This window comes from Agrobacterium sp. 22-214-1 (assembly GCF_053522465.1).
The window spans coordinates 233070-249323 of the sequence record NZ_JBNWCK010000001.1 but is presented as its reverse complement, the minus strand read 5'-3'; the positions used below and the strand labels follow the sequence as shown (position 1 = coordinate 249323).

At 60.8% G+C, this 16254-nt stretch carries 19 protein-coding genes; 14 read left to right on the top strand and 5 right to left on the bottom strand.

Annotation, left to right across the window (positions count from 1 at the left end; translation table 11 throughout):
• Nucleotides 1-56: 56 nt before the first annotated feature.
• The 10 genes from ACQZ5G_RS01330 (at nt 57) to ACQZ5G_RS01285 (ending at nt 8701) form a co-directional block, all read left to right on the top strand.
• Complete coding sequence (locus tag ACQZ5G_RS01330) at nt 57-644, top strand: hypothetical protein (protein WP_448736755.1); 588 nt, start codon at nt 57-59, stop codon at nt 642-644.
• Nucleotides 644-1030 carry a thioredoxin family protein gene (locus ACQZ5G_RS01325; protein WP_448742654.1) on the top strand — a complete coding sequence of 129 codons (387 nt, stop codon included), beginning with the start codon at nt 644-646 and terminating at the stop codon, nt 1028-1030. Before ACQZ5G_RS01330 ends, ACQZ5G_RS01325 begins: the two co-directional genes overlap by 1 nt.
• A gap of 2 nt (nt 1031-1032) precedes the next feature.
• On the top strand, nt 1033-1743 hold the full coding sequence (locus ACQZ5G_RS01320) for a cytochrome c biogenesis CcdA family protein (protein ID WP_448737065.1): 711 nt from the start codon (nt 1033-1035) through the stop codon (nt 1741-1743).
• A 74-nt stretch (nt 1744-1817) separates the two neighbouring features.
• On the top strand, nt 1818-2843 hold the full coding sequence (locus tag ACQZ5G_RS01315) for an arsenic resistance protein (protein ID WP_448736753.1): 1026 nt from the start codon (nt 1818-1820) through the stop codon (nt 2841-2843).
• A 79-nt stretch (nt 2844-2922) separates the two neighbouring features.
• Nucleotides 2923-3249, top strand: a complete 327-nt coding sequence (locus ACQZ5G_RS01310; protein WP_448736752.1) for a hypothetical protein — start codon at nt 2923-2925, stop codon at nt 3247-3249.
• A gap of 135 nt (nt 3250-3384) precedes the next feature.
• Entirely contained in the window at nt 3385-4827 is a 1443-nt protein-coding gene (locus tag ACQZ5G_RS01305; RefSeq protein ID WP_448736751.1) for a multicopper oxidase family protein, read from the top strand.
• Nucleotides 4828-4864: 37 nt separating this feature from the next.
• The gene (locus ACQZ5G_RS01300; protein ID WP_448736750.1) at nt 4865-5305 is read left to right on the top strand and encodes a DUF411 domain-containing protein; all 441 of its coding nucleotides are present in this window, start codon (nt 4865-4867) and stop codon (nt 5303-5305) included.
• 5 nt (nt 5306-5310) lie between these two features.
• Nucleotides 5311-5928, top strand: a complete 618-nt coding sequence (locus tag ACQZ5G_RS01295) for a TlpA family protein disulfide reductase (protein ID WP_448736749.1) — start codon at nt 5311-5313, stop codon at nt 5926-5928.
• The gene (locus tag ACQZ5G_RS01290) at nt 5925-6641 is read left to right on the top strand and encodes an SCO family protein (protein WP_448736748.1); all 717 of its coding nucleotides are present in this window, start codon (nt 5925-5927) and stop codon (nt 6639-6641) included. Before ACQZ5G_RS01295 ends, ACQZ5G_RS01290 begins: the two co-directional genes overlap by 4 nt.
• Nucleotides 6635-8701, top strand: a complete 2067-nt coding sequence (locus ACQZ5G_RS01285; RefSeq protein WP_448736747.1) for a DNA cytosine methyltransferase — start codon at nt 6635-6637, stop codon at nt 8699-8701. The genes ACQZ5G_RS01290 and ACQZ5G_RS01285 overlap by 7 nt, the downstream gene beginning before the upstream one ends.
• A 93-nt stretch (nt 8702-8794) precedes the next feature.
• On the opposite strand, the gene ACQZ5G_RS01280 is transcribed toward ACQZ5G_RS01285, so the two are convergent.
• From ACQZ5G_RS01280 to ACQZ5G_RS01270, 3 genes are all read right to left on the bottom strand, one after another.
• Nucleotides 8795-9043: a hypothetical protein gene (locus ACQZ5G_RS01280; protein WP_448736746.1), complete on the bottom strand. Its 249-nt coding sequence runs from the start codon at nt 9041-9043 to the stop codon at nt 8795-8797.
• A gap of 194 nt (nt 9044-9237) precedes the next feature.
• Nucleotides 9238-11097 carry an AAA family ATPase gene (locus ACQZ5G_RS01275; protein WP_448736745.1) on the bottom strand — a complete coding sequence of 620 codons (1860 nt, stop codon included), beginning with the start codon at nt 11095-11097 and terminating at the stop codon, nt 9238-9240.
• 9 nt (nt 11098-11106) lie between these two features.
• Nucleotides 11107-11733, bottom strand: coding sequence for a hypothetical protein (locus tag ACQZ5G_RS01270; RefSeq protein ID WP_448736744.1), 627 nt, complete (start codon nt 11731-11733; stop codon nt 11107-11109).
• Nucleotides 11734-11935: 202 nt separating this feature from the next.
• On the opposite strand from ACQZ5G_RS01270, the gene ACQZ5G_RS01265 reads away from it, so the two are divergent.
• The 3 genes from ACQZ5G_RS01265 (at nt 11936) to ACQZ5G_RS01255 (ending at nt 14143) form a co-directional block, all read left to right on the top strand.
• The gene (locus ACQZ5G_RS01265; RefSeq protein WP_448736743.1) at nt 11936-12424 is read left to right on the top strand and encodes a 2'-5' RNA ligase family protein; all 489 of its coding nucleotides are present in this window, start codon (nt 11936-11938) and stop codon (nt 12422-12424) included.
• Between the two features lie 122 nt (nt 12425-12546).
• Nucleotides 12547-12963 carry a MerR family transcriptional regulator gene (locus ACQZ5G_RS01260; protein ID WP_448736742.1) on the top strand — a complete coding sequence of 139 codons (417 nt, stop codon included), beginning with the start codon at nt 12547-12549 and terminating at the stop codon, nt 12961-12963.
• A 7-nt stretch (nt 12964-12970) separates the two neighbouring features.
• Nucleotides 12971-14143, top strand: coding sequence for a hypothetical protein (locus ACQZ5G_RS01255; RefSeq protein WP_448736741.1), 1173 nt, complete (start codon nt 12971-12973; stop codon nt 14141-14143).
• A gap of 152 nt (nt 14144-14295) precedes the next feature.
• Here ACQZ5G_RS01255 and ACQZ5G_RS01250 read toward each other — a convergent pair whose 3' ends face one another.
• Nucleotides 14296-14484, bottom strand: a complete 189-nt coding sequence (locus ACQZ5G_RS01250) for a hypothetical protein (protein WP_448736740.1) — start codon at nt 14482-14484, stop codon at nt 14296-14298.
• A 105-nt stretch (nt 14485-14589) separates the two neighbouring features.
• Here ACQZ5G_RS01250 and ACQZ5G_RS01245 point away from each other — a divergent pair, with 105 nt between their 5' ends.
• Nucleotides 14590-15153 (top strand): type II toxin-antitoxin system VapC family toxin, encoded by a 564-nt coding sequence (locus tag ACQZ5G_RS01245; protein ID WP_448736739.1) that lies wholly within the window; start codon nt 14590-14592, stop codon nt 15151-15153.
• A 7-nt stretch (nt 15154-15160) separates the two neighbouring features.
• Here the strand turns inward: ACQZ5G_RS01245 and ACQZ5G_RS01240 are convergent, their stop codons facing one another.
• Nucleotides 15161-15841, bottom strand: a complete 681-nt coding sequence (locus tag ACQZ5G_RS01240; RefSeq protein WP_448736738.1) for a hypothetical protein — start codon at nt 15839-15841, stop codon at nt 15161-15163.
• Between the last annotated feature and the right edge of the window lie 413 nt (nt 15842-16254).

Genomic DNA, 16254 nt, shown 5'->3' with positions numbered 1-16254 from the left:
TCAAGTTACTTGAAGGAGTAGGCTTCCACCATTCACGATTCAAGGAGGTCGAAGGAATGGATAATACGAGCAAACTCGCGGGCGTCGGCCTGGTCGCCTGCGCCGCGTGCTGCGCAACTCCCCTGTTCTCGCTTCTCGGGGCGGGGGCTGCCGTGGGAGCCGCCGCCTATTGGGGCCCGCTGGCGCTGATGGTCGCCCTGCCGTTGGGAAGTCTCTTCCTGCTCTCCCGCCGCAAGGTTGTCGCTGGCCGCGACACGTTTACGATCTCCGCCCCCAGCCAGTGCGACTGCGGTTCGTGCCCCACCGATGAGAAGAGCGACACGCCCATTGCCTGCACGTTGGACGCAGGCGACTTCAAGGCACGCACGGAGCAGTTCGAGGCACTTGCGTCGCGCCACCTGCGGCATGTCTCGCGGGAGCCGCTGTCAATCGAACTGACCTACGCCACTGAGGCCTTGCCCGAGCTGCGCGACCTCGTCGGCAAGGAGAAGGAATGCTGCGCGTTCCTCAACTTCGATCTCAGGGAGGACCGCGATGGCGTGCGCCTCCAAGTCACCGCGCCGGAGGCGGCCCGCGACGCCGCCGATACGCTGTTCGTCCACTTCGCCCCACCGTCCATATCACGGAAACTGGAGACCGCATGATGAACCGCCGCCTGTTCCTTTCCACCGCTTCCGCCCTTCTTTTTGCCGTGTCGGCAGGATCGTTTGCGATTGCCGCAGATGATATCGCTCCTGGCTTCGACGAAGCTGCTGCCGCCGGAGTTCCGGTCCTAGTCCACGTCACCGCGCCATGGTGCGAGGTCTGCCAGGCACAGAAGCCGGTCGTGGCCAAGCTGGTCGGCAACGGAGACTTCGCGTCGATGAAGAAATTCGACATCGACTTCGACAGCCAGAAGGCCGTCCTTAAAAAGCTCAGGGTGCAGTCGCAGAGTACGATCGTGCTGTTCAAGAACGGCAAGGAAATCGACAGAAGCGTGGGCGTCAGCGATCCGGCCGAGATCGAAGCGTTCCTGCGCAAGGCCCTGTGACGATGGCGGCACTCGCCTTCCTCGCGGGCGTCCTGTCAATCCTGTCGCCCTGCGTCCTGCCACTTGTGCCCGTGGTCATGGCGGGCGCTGCGGCCGAGCACAGGGCCGCCCCGCTTGCGCTGGCCGCAGGCGTTGCCATCTCATTCACCGCGATAGGCGTGTTCGTGGCGACGATTGGATTCGCAATCGGGCTCGACATGAGGGTCTTCAGGATCGTCTCGGCAATCCTTCTCGTGCTTGTGGGCGCGGCGCTTGTCATGCCGCAGCTTCAGGCAAAGCTTGCCACGGCTGCGGGACCGATGAGCGACTGGGCGCAGAACCGCTTCCGTGGGATGTCCACTTCCGGGATCGGAGGACAGTTCTGCGTCGGACTATTGCTGGGCGCTGTCTGGACACCTTGCGTCGGCCCGACGCTGGGGGCGGCCTCGGTCATGGCGACAAGAGGTGAGAACTTTTGGACGGTAAGCATGACAATGCTGGCGTTCGGGGTTGGAGCCGCGCTGCCACTCCTTCTGCTCGGGTCGATATCGCGTGCGGCTCTACTGCGCTGGCGCGGGCACATGGCAAAATCGGCAAGCAGCCTCAAGATCGCCCTGGGTATCCTGTTGATCCTGGCGGGAACGATGACGCTCACCGGAACCGACAGGATGGCCCAGACGGCGCTCGAAGGGATGATGCCGAAATGGCTGCTGGAACTGACCACGAAAATCTGAGGTGGCCAAGGGTGGCGATCGTTCTGATTCCATGGAAATCTTGACACTGAATCCTTCAGACGAAAGCACTCCATTTGACGAGCCTCCGCGAAACCCTCGAAGAACATCAGGTCGGCATCTACTTTAGCGCGGCTGTCGTCGCGACGCTTGCCGCGCTCACCGTTCCTGGCACGGCGGCGCTGGAGATCGGCATCAATCCCGCGCTGGCCTTCATGCTGTTCGTGACCTTCCTCGAGGTTCCGCTCTCTGACATCCGGCGGGCCTTCTCCCGTATCCGCTTCCTCGCGGCCCTGTTGCTGACCAACTTCCTTGTACTTCCCATCGTCGTGGCGGGGCTCGTCCAGTTCTTGCCTGCCGATCCGATGCTGCGGCTTGGCGTGCTGCTGGTACTCCTTGCCCCATGCATCGACTACGTCGTCACCTTTTCGCACCTCGGCCGCGCCGACGCCCGCCTTCTGCTGGCGGCAACGCCCGCGCTTCTGATCGTCCAGATGCTGCTTCTGCCCGCCTACCTGGGGCTGTTTCTTGGTTCCGATGCCGCCGCGCTTGTGCAGATCGGACCGTTTGTGCATGCATTCGTCTGGCTGATTGTGGTTCCGCTCGCACTCGCCAGTCTTGTTCAGGTCTGGGCCGCTAGAGACGCAGCCGGAGCACGTGCCTCCAGAGTCCTTGGACTTCTTCCAGTCCCCTCGACCGCTCTGGTTTTGCTAATAGTCGTCGCGGCCGTCCTGCCGCAGCTCGGCCCCGCCGTCGACGAGGCCTTGCAGGTGTTGCCGATCTATATGGTTTTCGCCGTCGTGGCTCCACTGGTGGGCTGGGGCGTGGGCAGACTGTTCCGGCTCGACGCGGCTGCTGGCCGGGCAGTCGCCTTTAGCGCCGCCACACGCAACTCGTTGGTCGTCCTGCCACTGGCGTTTGCCGTTCCCGGTGCTGTCCCGCTGCTTCCCTCAGTCATCGTTACCCAGACGCTGGTCGAGCTTCTGAGTGAGCTGGTCTATGTGCGCTTGGCACCGAGGCTCGGAGCTGGCGGGCATGTTGGCTTTCCGTCGCGTCGCGGACAGTCATTCCACGACTCGGATGCGCGAAGGAAGCGCATGTAGTCGCAGCTTGTGTTCGACGTATTTTAGCGTCATCTTCTCGACTACCATGAAACGCTGGTCGGCTCGCAGGCTTGTCGCCTTGTTTCTCGCGGTCTTCGTCGCCGTGGGGATGAGCCTGTCCGTCGCCGAGGCAACCATGATGTCGATGAAGATGGCGATGGCTTCCGACATGAGCGGTTCGATGCATGACGGCTGCCCGGACTGCCCAAAGGGCAGCGGCGATGACGGTATGAAGGCGATGGTGTGCAGCGTTGTCTGCGCGACGCCTATCCTCGCGGTTCTTCCCGAGGGAGTATCGGTGCCCGTTGTCGAACAGCACGCCTCGTTGCCCAAAGGCGACTCGCTCCTCCATGGCACGCGAGCGCCGCCCGATCTCCATCCTCCGCGAACCACCGACATCGGCTGACGTTCCGGCGGTCGTCTGACGCGACCAAGCCGGGTGAACGAACGCGTCTGCGCCCTGTCGTGCCCCACGTGCATTGGTGTCCACAGCCACGAAGGCCGCGCGTTCCGCCATCAACGATGATCGGAAGGATCCCCGGTGAATACCGAATTCAATGGCCGCGTGTCGCGTCGGGGTTTTTTTCAGGCCGGCGCGGGCCTTTTGCTAGCCGCCGCCTTGCCGCCGCTCCCAGCGCAGGCCGGGATCTCGAATGAATATCGGATCGTTGCGGCACCCGCCCGCGCACGATTGGCCGGTCCCGCTCGTCCGGAAACTGATGTCTGGACCTACGACGGCGTCGTGCCGGGACCGCAAGTGCGTCTTCGCCAGGGCGAGCCCGCCCGCTTGGTCATCGAAAACCGTCTCGATCAGGAGACGACGGTCCATTGGCACGGCATCCGGCTGCCCAACGCCATGGACGGCGTGCCAGGCCTGACGCAACCACCGATCAAGCCGGGAGAAAGTTTCGTCTACGAGTTCAAGCCAACGGATGCCGGGACCTTCTGGTACCACCCGCACGCCAACAGCCTTGAGCAGCTCGGCCGCGGTCTCGCCGGTGCCGTGATCGTCGAGGAGCGCGATCCCGTCGCCGTCGATCGTGACCTCCTCTGGCTCCTCTCCGACTGGCGGCTATCCGAAGGAGGCCAGATCGCCTCGGGCTTTGGCAACCGGATGGAGGCGGCGATGTCCGGCCGCGTCGGCAACACGGTGACCTTGAATGGCACGGTGTCGGCAGCGCAGCCCTTCAGAGCGGGCGAGCGCGTCCGCCTGCGTCTCATCAACGCATCCCTCGCCCGCATCATGGCGCTGCGTCTCGAAGGACATCGGCCGACGGTCATCGCCATCGACGGCCAGCCCTGCGACCCTCACGAGCCGGAAACGGGGCGCATTCTGCTCGGTCCCGCCATGCGCGTCGATCTCCTACTCGATCTGCAAGGCGAGCCGGGGCGGCGCTACGATGTCGTCGATGACTTCTATGACGGCCTTTCCTACCGCGTGACGCAACTCGCCTACGACGAGGCGGCGCCGATCCGCGGGCATCCTGCCGCCGCGCCGCTCGAACTCGTCCGCAATCCTCTGCCGGACCCCGATCTGGCCGGGGCAGAGCGCCACACGCTAACCCTCCAGGGCGGCATGATGAGCATGGCCGGGATGTCCGGCATGAACGGCATGATGGGTGGCGGAATGATGGGCATGGGCAGCGACGCAGTCTGGGCGATCAACGGCCAGTCGATGACCGGTGACGGCCATGCTGGCATGAATCCGTCTCTAACGTTTCAGCGCGGCCGCAGCGTCGTCCTGGAGCTGCGCAACCAGACCGCATGGTGGCATCCGATGCACCTGCACGGCCATAGCATGAAGGTGCTGAGCCGCAACGGCAGGCCTGTCCCGCACCGCCAATGGCAGGACACCGTGCTGATGGCTCCCAAGGATGTCGTCGAAGTCGCCTTAGTCGCCGACAATCCGGGCGACTGGATGCTGCACTGCCATGTCATGGACCACCAGATGTCGGGGATGATGACGGTGCTCCGCGTTCTCTGAATTCCACGAACTCGAAACTGATGAAAGGACTACTCTCATGCAAAGACGAACATTTCTCCTCGCAGGCACCGCCATGTTGCTCCTGCCGTTTCCTGCGCTTGCCGCCCCCATTCAGGCGACGCTTTACAAGAACCCTCAATGCGGCTGCTGCGAGGGCTATGCGGCCTATCTCCGCGAAAACGGCTTTGCTGTCGAGGTGAAGCCGACCAACGACCTCCTCGAGATCAGCCACAAGGCGGGCGTGCCGGAAGGAAAAGAAGGCTGCCACACGATGTTCATCGACGACTATGTGATCGACGGCCACGTGCCGGTGAATGTCGTCCGCAAGCTCCTCAGGGAGAAGCCGCCTATCGCAGGCATCACCCTGCCGGGCATGCCCATGGGATCGCCGGGCATGACCGGTCCAAAGACCGAGACATTCGTGATCTACACGGTGTCGAAGGACGGCAAGGCGCCGGAGGTCTATGCAACGGAATGACTTTGATGGCTGACAGCGCCAGAATTCGTCCATGTGCAGCATTCGGATTGCGCCGACGGCTGCTGCTGCAACTCGCGGCAATCTCCTCGCTGCTTGCCTGTCCCAGGCTGGCGTTGGCGGCAGCGCCCAAGGGCATGGTGCTCAGCGATACCCCGAAGCCCCTGCCGGATGTCCAATTCAGCGATGGTGAAGGTCGTCCGGGCACGCTTGCGGATTTCCGCGGCAAGGTCGTCCTTGTCAACGTCTGGGCGACATGGTGTGTGCCCTGCCGCGAGGAGATGCCGACGCTCGATCGGCTGCAGGCGGCATTGGGCGGCGACAGCTTCGAGGTGGTGGCCCTGTCGCTCGACCGCAAGGGAGTCGAGGCTGTGAAGCCGTTCTATTCGGAGATCGGCGTGTCGCATCTCTACATTCGCATAAACTCCTCTGGCCAGGTACTCTCGGCGCTCGCGCTGATCGGAGTGCCGACGACAATCCTGATCGACCCGGAAGGGCGCGAACTCGGACGTCTGATGGGGCCGGCCGAGTGGGACGCGCCCGAGATGGTCGCTTTCCTTAGATCGATCATTGAGCGCGGTGGGGCGGCCGATGCGCTGCCCGACCACAAGGAGCAACGTCAATGACATCCCTCCGCCGAGCCATGCGCTTCCTGCAACAGGCAACGCTCGCCATTGGCATCGTTCTTGCCGTAATCGTACCCGCGATGGCGCACTCGCTCGACGAGGTCGACCAAGACCTTCGTGACAAGGAGCGGTACTTCCAGCCTGCGGACAGCGAAGCGCCGGGATTCACGCTGCAGGACGCCGATGGCCGCGTCGTCAGTCTCGAGTCCTTGCGCGGCAAGGTCGTCGTCCTGAACTTCGTCTACACCAACTGTCCCGACGTCTGCCCGCTTCACGCGGAGCGGATCGCCGAGCTTCAGAAGATGACCAACCTGACACCGATGAAGCAGATGGTCGAGTTCGTGACCATCACGACGGATCCGAAGCGCGATACCGGCGATATCCTGCGCACCTATGGCGAGGCGCATGGACTCGATCCCGCAAACTGGATCTTTCTGACCTCTGCTCCCGATAAGCCAGAGAACATGACGCGCGTGGTAGCCGAAGCCTATGGGCTGAAGTTCGCCGAGGGCGAGGATGGCATGCAGATGCACGGGATCGTTACATATGTGATCGATCAGGAAGGCCGTCTTCGCGCCCGTTTCCACGGCCTGAAGTTCGAGCCCGTCAATCTTATCGTCTTCGTCAACGCGTTAACAAATCAAACCCAGAAGCCGCATCCCCATCCGCAGCCGGGCCTGTGGGACAGGCTCCTAGGATCGCTCCCGTGGTAGCCGCCTGCGGCCTCCATCAGTATCCGGCAATTGATTCCAACGTCGATTCAATTTTACCGATCCGATTACCGGCGCTGCAACATCTGTCCGGATATGACACATCCGCAATGAACAGCGGGGAACTGAACTTGGATCCGAAAGCAGAGGCACTTGCGGCAGCAAAAAAAAGGATCATCGAACTGCAATCGCAGATGACAGATCGGATCCTCAAGATGGCGGCGGAGGTGGCTAAGCTCACCGAAGTTGTGACCGAGCGGGAGGCCCGGGAATTCCTGCGCGTGACGTGCAACGTGCCGTCATCGGAGCTCTCCACCTACGTCAAGTTCGCCGACAAACTCGCCGGCCGCGAGGAGGTGCTTGAGAGGGCGCGGGTCTCGTTCCCGGTCGTGCGGGCGTTGATCTCCGCTGACGATGAAGTCCGCACCGAGATCCTGGAGCGGATGGACATCGGAGCTCGAATTTCCACGAACGACATTTCCGCCATCAGGAAGCGCCTGAAGGAAGCCCGCCTCACACCATCTGAAGTGATTGCACTGCGCAATGGCAGGCTGACGGCTGCGGCAGGTCGCAGAAACGGCGCTGGCGCGGCATCCTTGTTCCAATATCGCCTGTACGAATTCGTCCACGGCATCATTGAGATCAGGGATGCGGAGGACCTGCGTTCCGATGACATCCGCACCACTGCCGCAGACATCAGGGACGAGTTCGAGCACCTCTTCGGTTCGGAACACCAGCCGCTCGACAAGCTCAAGCAAAACTCGCCCGCCCGCCAGATCGCAATGGCTCATCTGGCGCTGAGCCACCTGTCCGAAGGCACGCTCGCCGTCGCCTCCGAGGTAGGGAGATGGGAGCACGGCGCCCATCATCCATGGCTCGTGGCGCTCCAGTCCCTATCCGGTCGCTCCGGCACAAGAAACTCAGCCTCGCATATCGGCAAAGCGGCAGCACTCCCGCATCCGAGACCTACGACCGTGGAGCTGTGCGCAGGCGCAGGTGGCATGGCTATCGGACTTGAGCGTGCGGGCTTTGATCATGTTGCTTTGGTCGAATCCGACCCGCATGCTGCGGCAACGCTCAGAAAAAACAGGCCCGGATGGACCGTGATCCAGGACGATCTGAAGACGATCGACTTCAGGCCCTATCGAGCGCTCGACATCGACCTCGTCGCCGGAGGTCTACCCTGCCAGCCCTACTCGTCCGAGGGCTTCTGCCTCGGCAAGGACGATCCCCGCGATCTGCTGCCCGAGGGCGTAAGGGTTGTCGACGAGATCCGCCCGAAAGCGTTCTTATTTGAGAACGTCGAGGGCCTTCTCCATCAAAAGCATTCCGATCATATCGCCAATGCACTCAGCGGATTTCGACGCGCTGGATATCGTACCGAAATCCACCGCGTATCGGCATCCGACTACGGAGTGGCGCAGGTTCGTCGCCGCGTGCTCATCATCGGTCTCAGGGACGACATCGCGGACGCGTTCCGCCTGCCACCGGCGTTCCCGGGACGGAGGGCCAACATTGGAGACGCTCTGCTTGATCTGATGGCGGCGAACGGCTGGACAGGCGCACACGAATGGGCGCGGCAGCGGCGCGAGCATCCTGTCGTGAACCGGGATGGCGACGTCATTGCTTACGGCGCACAGGCCACGACTGTTGTCACCGGACGGGGAAAACGTCGGCGAAACGAGCAGGAAGCCCAGATTGCAATGGGCTTCGATGCAACCGGGGTTCCGGAACATGCGCCGACGCAGGAAGAAGCGTCGAAGGAAGGATTCATGCCGCCGCTGACCCTTCGCATGCGTGCAAGGATACAGGACTTCCCGGACGATTGGGAGTTTGTCGGGGGCAAGCAGTCTACCGCCCGACAGATCGGAAATGCCGTTCCGGCGAAGCTCGCGCAGGCCGTCGGCCTGTCGCTGGTTGCTGCGATGAGAGGTCTGCCCCTAGATTACGAGGCGTTGATTTGGCCCGACAATATCGAGCGTCTCGCGATCGAAGCACCTCCGCTTGTGCCGAAGGATCTGTGGGTGAACCTTGAGAAGACACCTGAGCTGGATGACGCCTGAGGACCAGCCCAGACTGTCACGACCAATCGGGCACCCGGGAGACCAAGGCTCTCGCTGACCTGGCCGTTCCCAAGGGATATCCTCCAGGCGGACTCACTCCTTGGGTTTGTCCCCAGACGCTTCATCGGCGGCATTCCTTTCCCCGGTCTTATCCGCTTGATAAGGCCGCTTCTTCAAGGTTTCCCTTGGTCGTCCTTGGCCAAGAATCCTGCGCCCTTTCTGGGAAGGCGTAAAGCCAGCCTTCTCCAGAGCTTCGCCAGCGGTTTCAACGATCTTTCCCGGCTCAACTCCGGGGCAACCATCGCCGCCATTGTCCACGTCACTTTTACCGATGCATGCCATCTCGACCTCCATTGCGATGATGCGGAAGGACAGTGATCTTGACGCCAGCGTCTATGCTGCCGGGCTGCCACTGTCCGTTCTCACGAGCTTGTGCCAAAGGCTCCAATCGCTGTGCTGCCAGCACAGCGGTCCGCGTCCTCATCCGACTCCCCGGCGTCCGACGATCGTCTTCGACCGCTGGCTAGTTCGCTGACCTAGCCAGGATCACCTGCAAGTATCCGACTTGTGGCGGAGCCTGATAGAACTTCCGACCGCAGAAGCGCTTCTGCGATGCGCTTCACGTCGTCGCGGCGCTCTCGGATGATCTCCTCCGCTCGTGCCAGTTCCTCGGCGAGTAGTCGCTCCACGCGCCTTCTCAAAACGGGGTCCTCGGTGCGAAGCTGGTCGAGATCCCGGGAACGGGAGATGCGCGTGTATCCAAGGCCATATAAGCCGTGACCGCCCACCAGGACGGTGGCGATGTCGGCTGCTCGATGAAGATCGGATCCTTCCGCTCCTCCGGAACCATTATAGGCCTCGCTCAGGATCACCTGTTCGGCCGCCCTCCCAGCGAGCAGCATGGCGATTTCATTGCGGTACATCTGGAGGGTCCTTTTACGCACCACCGCCCTACGCCACTCAACGTGCCCGAAGTTCTCGTCACGATGTCCTGCTTCCCTTGCAACAACGATGGCCTCGATCTGGCCTGTCGCAAGCGCGAGCCCAACAATCGCGTGCCCTGCTTCGTGCACACAGATCGGCCACCTCTCATCGTCTCCGAGCGCGGCTACAGGGGGCACAATCGCCAGGAAGTCCGCACCACAGACAGGCCTCCTGCTCTTCCGTGCTGCGCGGCGTGCGTCACGGGCGAGTTGCTGAATACCAGCGCCGGAGTAGCCACTGGTCGCCAGGGCGATCGCGCGCATCTCGTCCGCGGGCAGAGGCACACCGACATGCGCCGACAGGATCTGCTCCCGTGCTTCCAGATCCGGCAGTTCGATCTGGATATGGCGGTCCAACCTCCCCGGTCTCCGCAAAGCTTCATCGATGTCATCAGGCCTGTTCGTCGCAGCGATGACCACGACCCCTTCCCGTCCGGATGCGCCGTCAAGATGCTCCAGAAGCGCGTTGATCACCTGCAGTCCATAGGCAGCGCTGTCTCCCCTCAGGTTTTGCCGGGAGCCGAAGGAATCGAACTCGTCCAGAAAGAGGATGGCTGGCGCATTGTTGACCGCCTCCCTGAAGGTCTTGCGCATGGCCCCCAGCATGTCGCCGAGGTGACCCCGCGATTGCCACTGCGCGCTTGAAGCGGCGACGAAGTTCGCGCCGCAGGATCGTGCGAGCGCGCTTGCGAACAGGGTCTTGCCGGAGCCGGGAGGTCCACTCAGGAGCAAGCCTGCATCGACGTCAGTCCAGGCAATTGTTCCGCTGCGCCAGGCCTCTAGGTCCTCCACAAGATCTAGCGCCCATTGCGTGGCGGCCCCGTAACCCGCGAGTTGCTCGATCCGAGGCTCCCAGACGACGGGCTTCCTGACCTGCGCGGACGCGGCGAGCTTCTCAAGCGAGACTTCGATGGGTCGAGACCTCCTGATCGCGGAGAACACGAGCGGTAGGGAATACGAAGCAAGCTCTGCCGCCTGCTCCCGGTTGATCACGATGCCCATCGCCACCTTCGCGGCAAGGATCAGGTGATACGGTTTGACGGCGCTCACCTCCTCGATGCGCTCGACGGCGACCGTCACCTCATCGGGCACGTCCGCATCATTCGCGATGAGCACGATTACGGCCGCCGAATGCGCGAGAGCTTTCAATGCGTCGTCCGAATTGACTTCCTTCTTGAAGCCGGAAGTCGTGATGCTCTGCACCGAATAATGGAGAATGCCAGCGGCCGCGAGGACCATCTTCACTGCGCGCTGGTACTTCTCCATGTCGGCGCCCGGTGGAAGCAGAAGCCCCACCGCCCTGTCGCCCTTCTTCAGGAAGATCCCGCAGCGGCGCAAGGGAACGCGAAGCGAGTTGGCATAGGTCGTCACTTCGAGCACATCCCTGCGCTCGTCCGATTTTGGCCATTTCATGATTGACTCCTATGACCGCGCGCGGCGGACGATGGTGTCCGGGTCGAGCAGCTTTTCATCGAGATCGACCTCGAGCATTCCCCGAAGGATCATGTTGGCAACCGAACACATCGGAGCGCCTTCCCTGACGGCCCCAAGGCATTCCGCGAGTGTGAGGGATCCCATGTCGTCAAGACCCGCGAGGATGCGGATGCGGTCACCGAGAGCAGCCTCCCGTCCGCCATAGCGGACAAGGTCACGCGCATTCTGAATTCGTGTCGGATTAAGGTCGAAGATCGAGATTGGATGGTAGGTGTAGCCTAGACGCTCGGCGACGCCCGGCAGCCAAGTGATTTTTTCGGGGGGGCCGCGCCAGATGTCCACCAGTAGCGTTTCGTCCGCCTTCTGCACCGCAAAGTCGACATGGCGGTAACGGGGCTTGCGCGCGGGCGAGTCATTGACAAACGGCTGCGTGATGCAGCGCCAGGAAATCACGTCGGGGTCAAGTTCGAGAAGGCACGCGTAATCGCTTGCTTCCTGTGAGCGATACAGCGTGCGCCCGCGGCATTTCAACGTGGCGCTGGGAAAGCGGGAATTGTAGAAGTCAGGGAGATCGCAAGCTTCATCGCCTGCGGCATGAGCAGTAAAGGTCGTCATGACCTTCCCTCCGATAAACAGGATGATACGGCAATCCGGGATCCGTCCCGGGATCGGTCAACCTATTCGGAAAAGGAGGGCGCTAAAGTTGCTCATAGCGGAACAATTAGAGAACGTTTTTTCCGACGTCAAGCGGCTTGTTTCTCTTTTTGCAGGACCTAGATCGAGCAGATGTTGCAGCCTTCCCTGATCTTGACCGCGCATGTCGGCGACGAAGATCTATATTTTTTCAACGAGCTCCGAACGCGCTTCTTTTCCTCGGGACCGCAACTTCCTGCGCGCGCACATTCCCATGTTCCACAAGCTCGCCGCGGAGCATCGTTTTCAGATAGATGACATCCTTCGACAGGCAGGGCAGATGATGGGAAGGGTCGAGGTCAAAGTGACCGGTGTCCGCAACATGGGCAACGGCGTGTCCTTCGTTCTCGAAAGCGAAATTCTGGCCCACATCAGAGAGGATTTGAGAGCTGCGTTCAGGCCGTGGCTCGGACCGCAGGATCTTCAGCCTTGGCGGCCACACGTGACGGTGCAGAACAAGGTGCACTGGCAAAAGGCGGACGCTCTATACGACATGCTATCGTCGGAATTTGTCAGAAGGACACTCTGGATGGAAGGCTTTGATCTATGGTCCTACATGCAGGGCCCATGGCGGCATGAGCACTTTTTCTGCAGCAGGCAGACCGCGGATTAGCCACGTTGAATCCTTCGCATGTCGTGACGGGGCATCCGATTATAAGACTTGATTTGCAGATGAAATTCCCTGACTTTGGCGGCCCCGTAGCGTGGCTTGACGTGCGATACCCGGAGGATTCGATGCTTACGATCGGCGAACTTGCCAAGGCAACGGGGACGAACGTCTCCACCATTCGCTATTGGGAGCAGACAGGATTGCTCGCCCCTTCAGGAAGATCGGAAGGAAACCAGCGGCGCTACACCAAAGACGAGCAGGATCGTCTCGCCTTTATCCGTCATGCCCGTGATCTCGGCCTAAGCGTCGATGCCATCCGGGATCTAATCGACCTGAGCGAGCGTCCGGACATGCCGAGCATGGAGGCGGACCGCATCGCAGCCGAGCAGCTTGCAGAGATCCGCGAGAAGATCCAGCGCCTGAAGATGCTGGAAACCGAGCTGGTCCAAATATCCACTCGCAAGGTACCATCGGACGGGAACAAATCTCGGGTCATCCAGGCACTTGCGCGCTTCGAGCGGCCTAGCACCGAAACCGAGTGATTGCTCGATGGCGCTATTCGAGGAGAAGGACCGCACACGAAGGGCGCCCCGCCGCGCTGGAGAGCCATGCTTCGACTTCTATGACAGCTCCGGCCGGAATCCTTACATTGTGTACCGCGACCTGGTGAACGGTTGGATTGGGGAGTTCCCTTCGGGCGAGCAGCTCGATCTGGTGAGCCGCATGAAGAACCGCAACGACGCCCAGTACGAGCAGGCTCTTGCGGAGATCGTGACATACGTTGCGTTGAGGCGCCTTGGCCATGAAGTGGAAATCCATCCTGCCTGCCCCCATCCGACGAACAGGCCGGACTTCTTGGTGAGGAGCGGCTCTGGTGAAATCCTCGCCTTCGTCGAAGTGACGTCCTTCGGACCGGATGTGCGGACGGTCGCCCGCGACAACCGCGAGGCCGCGATCTACAATGGGTTAGAAACAGTGAATCTACCGCCGGGGTGGCTCCTGGGTTACGAGGTGCGGACGCATGGCCAGTCCGCGCCGAGCGTGGCCAAGTTGAAATCCGAGGTTGAGCAATGGGCGCGCAATGAATGTGGCGACGATCCGAGAGTGTCGCCCAGACGGACATTCGGAGCTCAGGATTGGGAGTTCGACCTCACGCTTCTCGGCGGCTTCAACAAGGAAAAAAGCTACGAGCGGAAGATCGGGGCCGCGATGACTGGCCTCCGGTCGGTGTCTCCACATCTCGATCTGCGCGTCGCGCTGGAGAACAAGGCCCGAAAATATGGAATTCAGGAGACCCCGTATCTTATTGTCGTCGCCGACTGCAAGGGGTCCATCCCCGTTGGCGACCATGTGGAGGATGCCCTGATCGATGGCCTTTTCGGCAGCCCTAGCGTCAGGTTTCGGCGACTTGCCGACGGCAGCATGGAGACCTACGACGATCGGACGGCTGACGGCTTCTGGGGGAGGTACGGCGACGCCCGCAACACTAACGTCAGCGCCATCGCCCTGCTGCCCGAACCGAATCTATGGAAGCTCCGCGACGAGCGTTGGCACCCAATTCTCGCATACAATCCGTTCGCCGCTAACCCGTTGCCCCGCAGTGTCTTGCCGCTTCCCGGCTTCGGCCCGCTCGATAACACCGGCGAATACGGGCGCATCGAAGGCAGTTTGCTGGCCGACCTGATCGGCCTCCCTGGCGAGTGGCCGCCGGAGGATGAATGATCGCAAAACGTGATTTTGTCGCGCTTCAAGAAAAAATATGATCTGATTCGTCAAGACTGTAGCTACAACAGCTACAGATTTTTCCGCAACCCATCTTGTTGCGCATGCAATCACCGGCTACGGTCCGGACCAGTCAAACATACATTTCAGCATTAGAGGTCGCCTTCGCGGAGAGGACCTGGTTTGGAGAACAGCTTCTCCAGGCCTTGCTTTCGCCGTGTGAAGACGATCGCGTAGGTACCGTCCCGGTCGATGACCGTCTGGGAGCCATGGGTCTTGGCAGCGTCCAGCACTTCCCGGATGTGCGCCTCGGCTTCGTCTCGCTGCCAGGTCTTCGTCATTTGCAATCTCTCTCGGGATGTCTGTCGGATGTGAACAAAGCCGCTCGGCGCGACGCGGCCTTCACATCAAACATCCGAAGCAAGCTCGAGCAAGCAGGACCCGCAATGACCGAACCTCCGCTTTTGCTAGACACCGACATTGTCAGCCTTTCGGGAAGAACGCGTCCCCCACCGGGCCTAAGATCCTGGCTCCTCCAGGTTGGCATTCACCGCCTCAACATCTGCTATCCCGTCATAACAGAATTGATGCGTGGCGCCCATTTAAAACAGCGCGACGACCCCGAGCGAGCCGCCCGCATCATGGCGTGGGTCAACGACATCCTGATCACCGACTTTCCTATGCCGGAGATGAACACTGAGGTTGCCTACGTCTATGCTCAGATGACGTCGGTGCCATGCCTCAGAGAGATGTGGACAGTGCAACGCGGCGAAAGGGCCACGCGTATGGGCCATGACCTTATGATTGCTTCGGTCGCAATCACCCACGGCATGCCGATTGTCACTGGAAATGTCCGGGACTATCTGAAGATCCATCAGTTGTTCCCCCTGCCCGGAGTTTATCAACCGATAGAATCACAGTGGCACGTGCCTGCCGAGACAGATTTCTTTCTCCCTCGGATCGACGAAATTGAGGATTGCCATGACGATGAACTACTACCGACGCTGTGAGACAGCCTCATCTGAAGGAAGGTTTGTCGCGGCAGGTCCCAAGCTTCTCCAGGAATTCTTTGTTGAACCACATCGGGGGTTCACCGCCGATCTCCATTTCCTTTATGAACCATTCGTCCAGCCCGGCTCCACGGATCATGCCGGTGGAATCGAACCAGACCGAGCGCAGAGGCGTTCGCATCAGAAGATCTCTGCGGAATCCGGTTGTCATGTGGGTGACCACCCCCTTCGTTCCCACGTGGAATTCGACGGTGCTGTCCGCGTAGTCCGCGTGGAACGTGACGGGCCCCACTCTCGTGAAGCCATTGTCCCTTGCCCACCGCATTGCAAGCGCCGCCGTCGATGGCTTCTCAACAGGGAGGGGAACGCTCGCCGCATGACGGTAGATCTCGCGGCGAAAGTTGTCCGGGAACCATTTCGGCGCCGGGCTGCCCGACTTCATCGCACAAATGAAGAAGTCATCAAGACCCGCGCCTCTGAGCATCCCATGGCGATCCGTCCGCACCTGGTCGAAACTGAAGTCGGCGAGATCGCGCTTGCGGTTCTGCTTATGCACCGAAGTGCAACCCCTCCCACCGAGCAGAGCCACTCGCACCTTGTATACGCCATAAGCGCTCTCATAGGTGCCGCTGCTGACCATGTTGAATCCACGAGCGAGCAGCCATTGACTGATTGTCTTGTTGTCCATGCTTCGATCCTCCGACAGGAAGGTTCGAAGCAGGCGGCGCAAGCGACAAGGGCACACAGTCGCTACACGACAGCAAAGAATACGCCAAGCAATGCCTGAGGATACTTAAACTAAATCTCTCTGTATATATTTACAGTATCCGAATTATCGCATACACCCCAACAATTTCTCTGTATTAACAATGCCTAAGCGCCGAAATTCCATGTATCAAATATTATTTATACAACATACGCATTCTGCCACAGCAAAACTACTTGACGTCAGCCGGACGACGTGAATGTTCCGGATGAGTTCCGAGAGAAGGGTAAAATCTTAGGATTGGCGTTAATGCTGGCGTTAACCGTTCAAGACACTGATTTCGTTAGCCTTATTCTATTGCCAATTTTCACCGGGCCTTTTATGTTCGCAGCGCG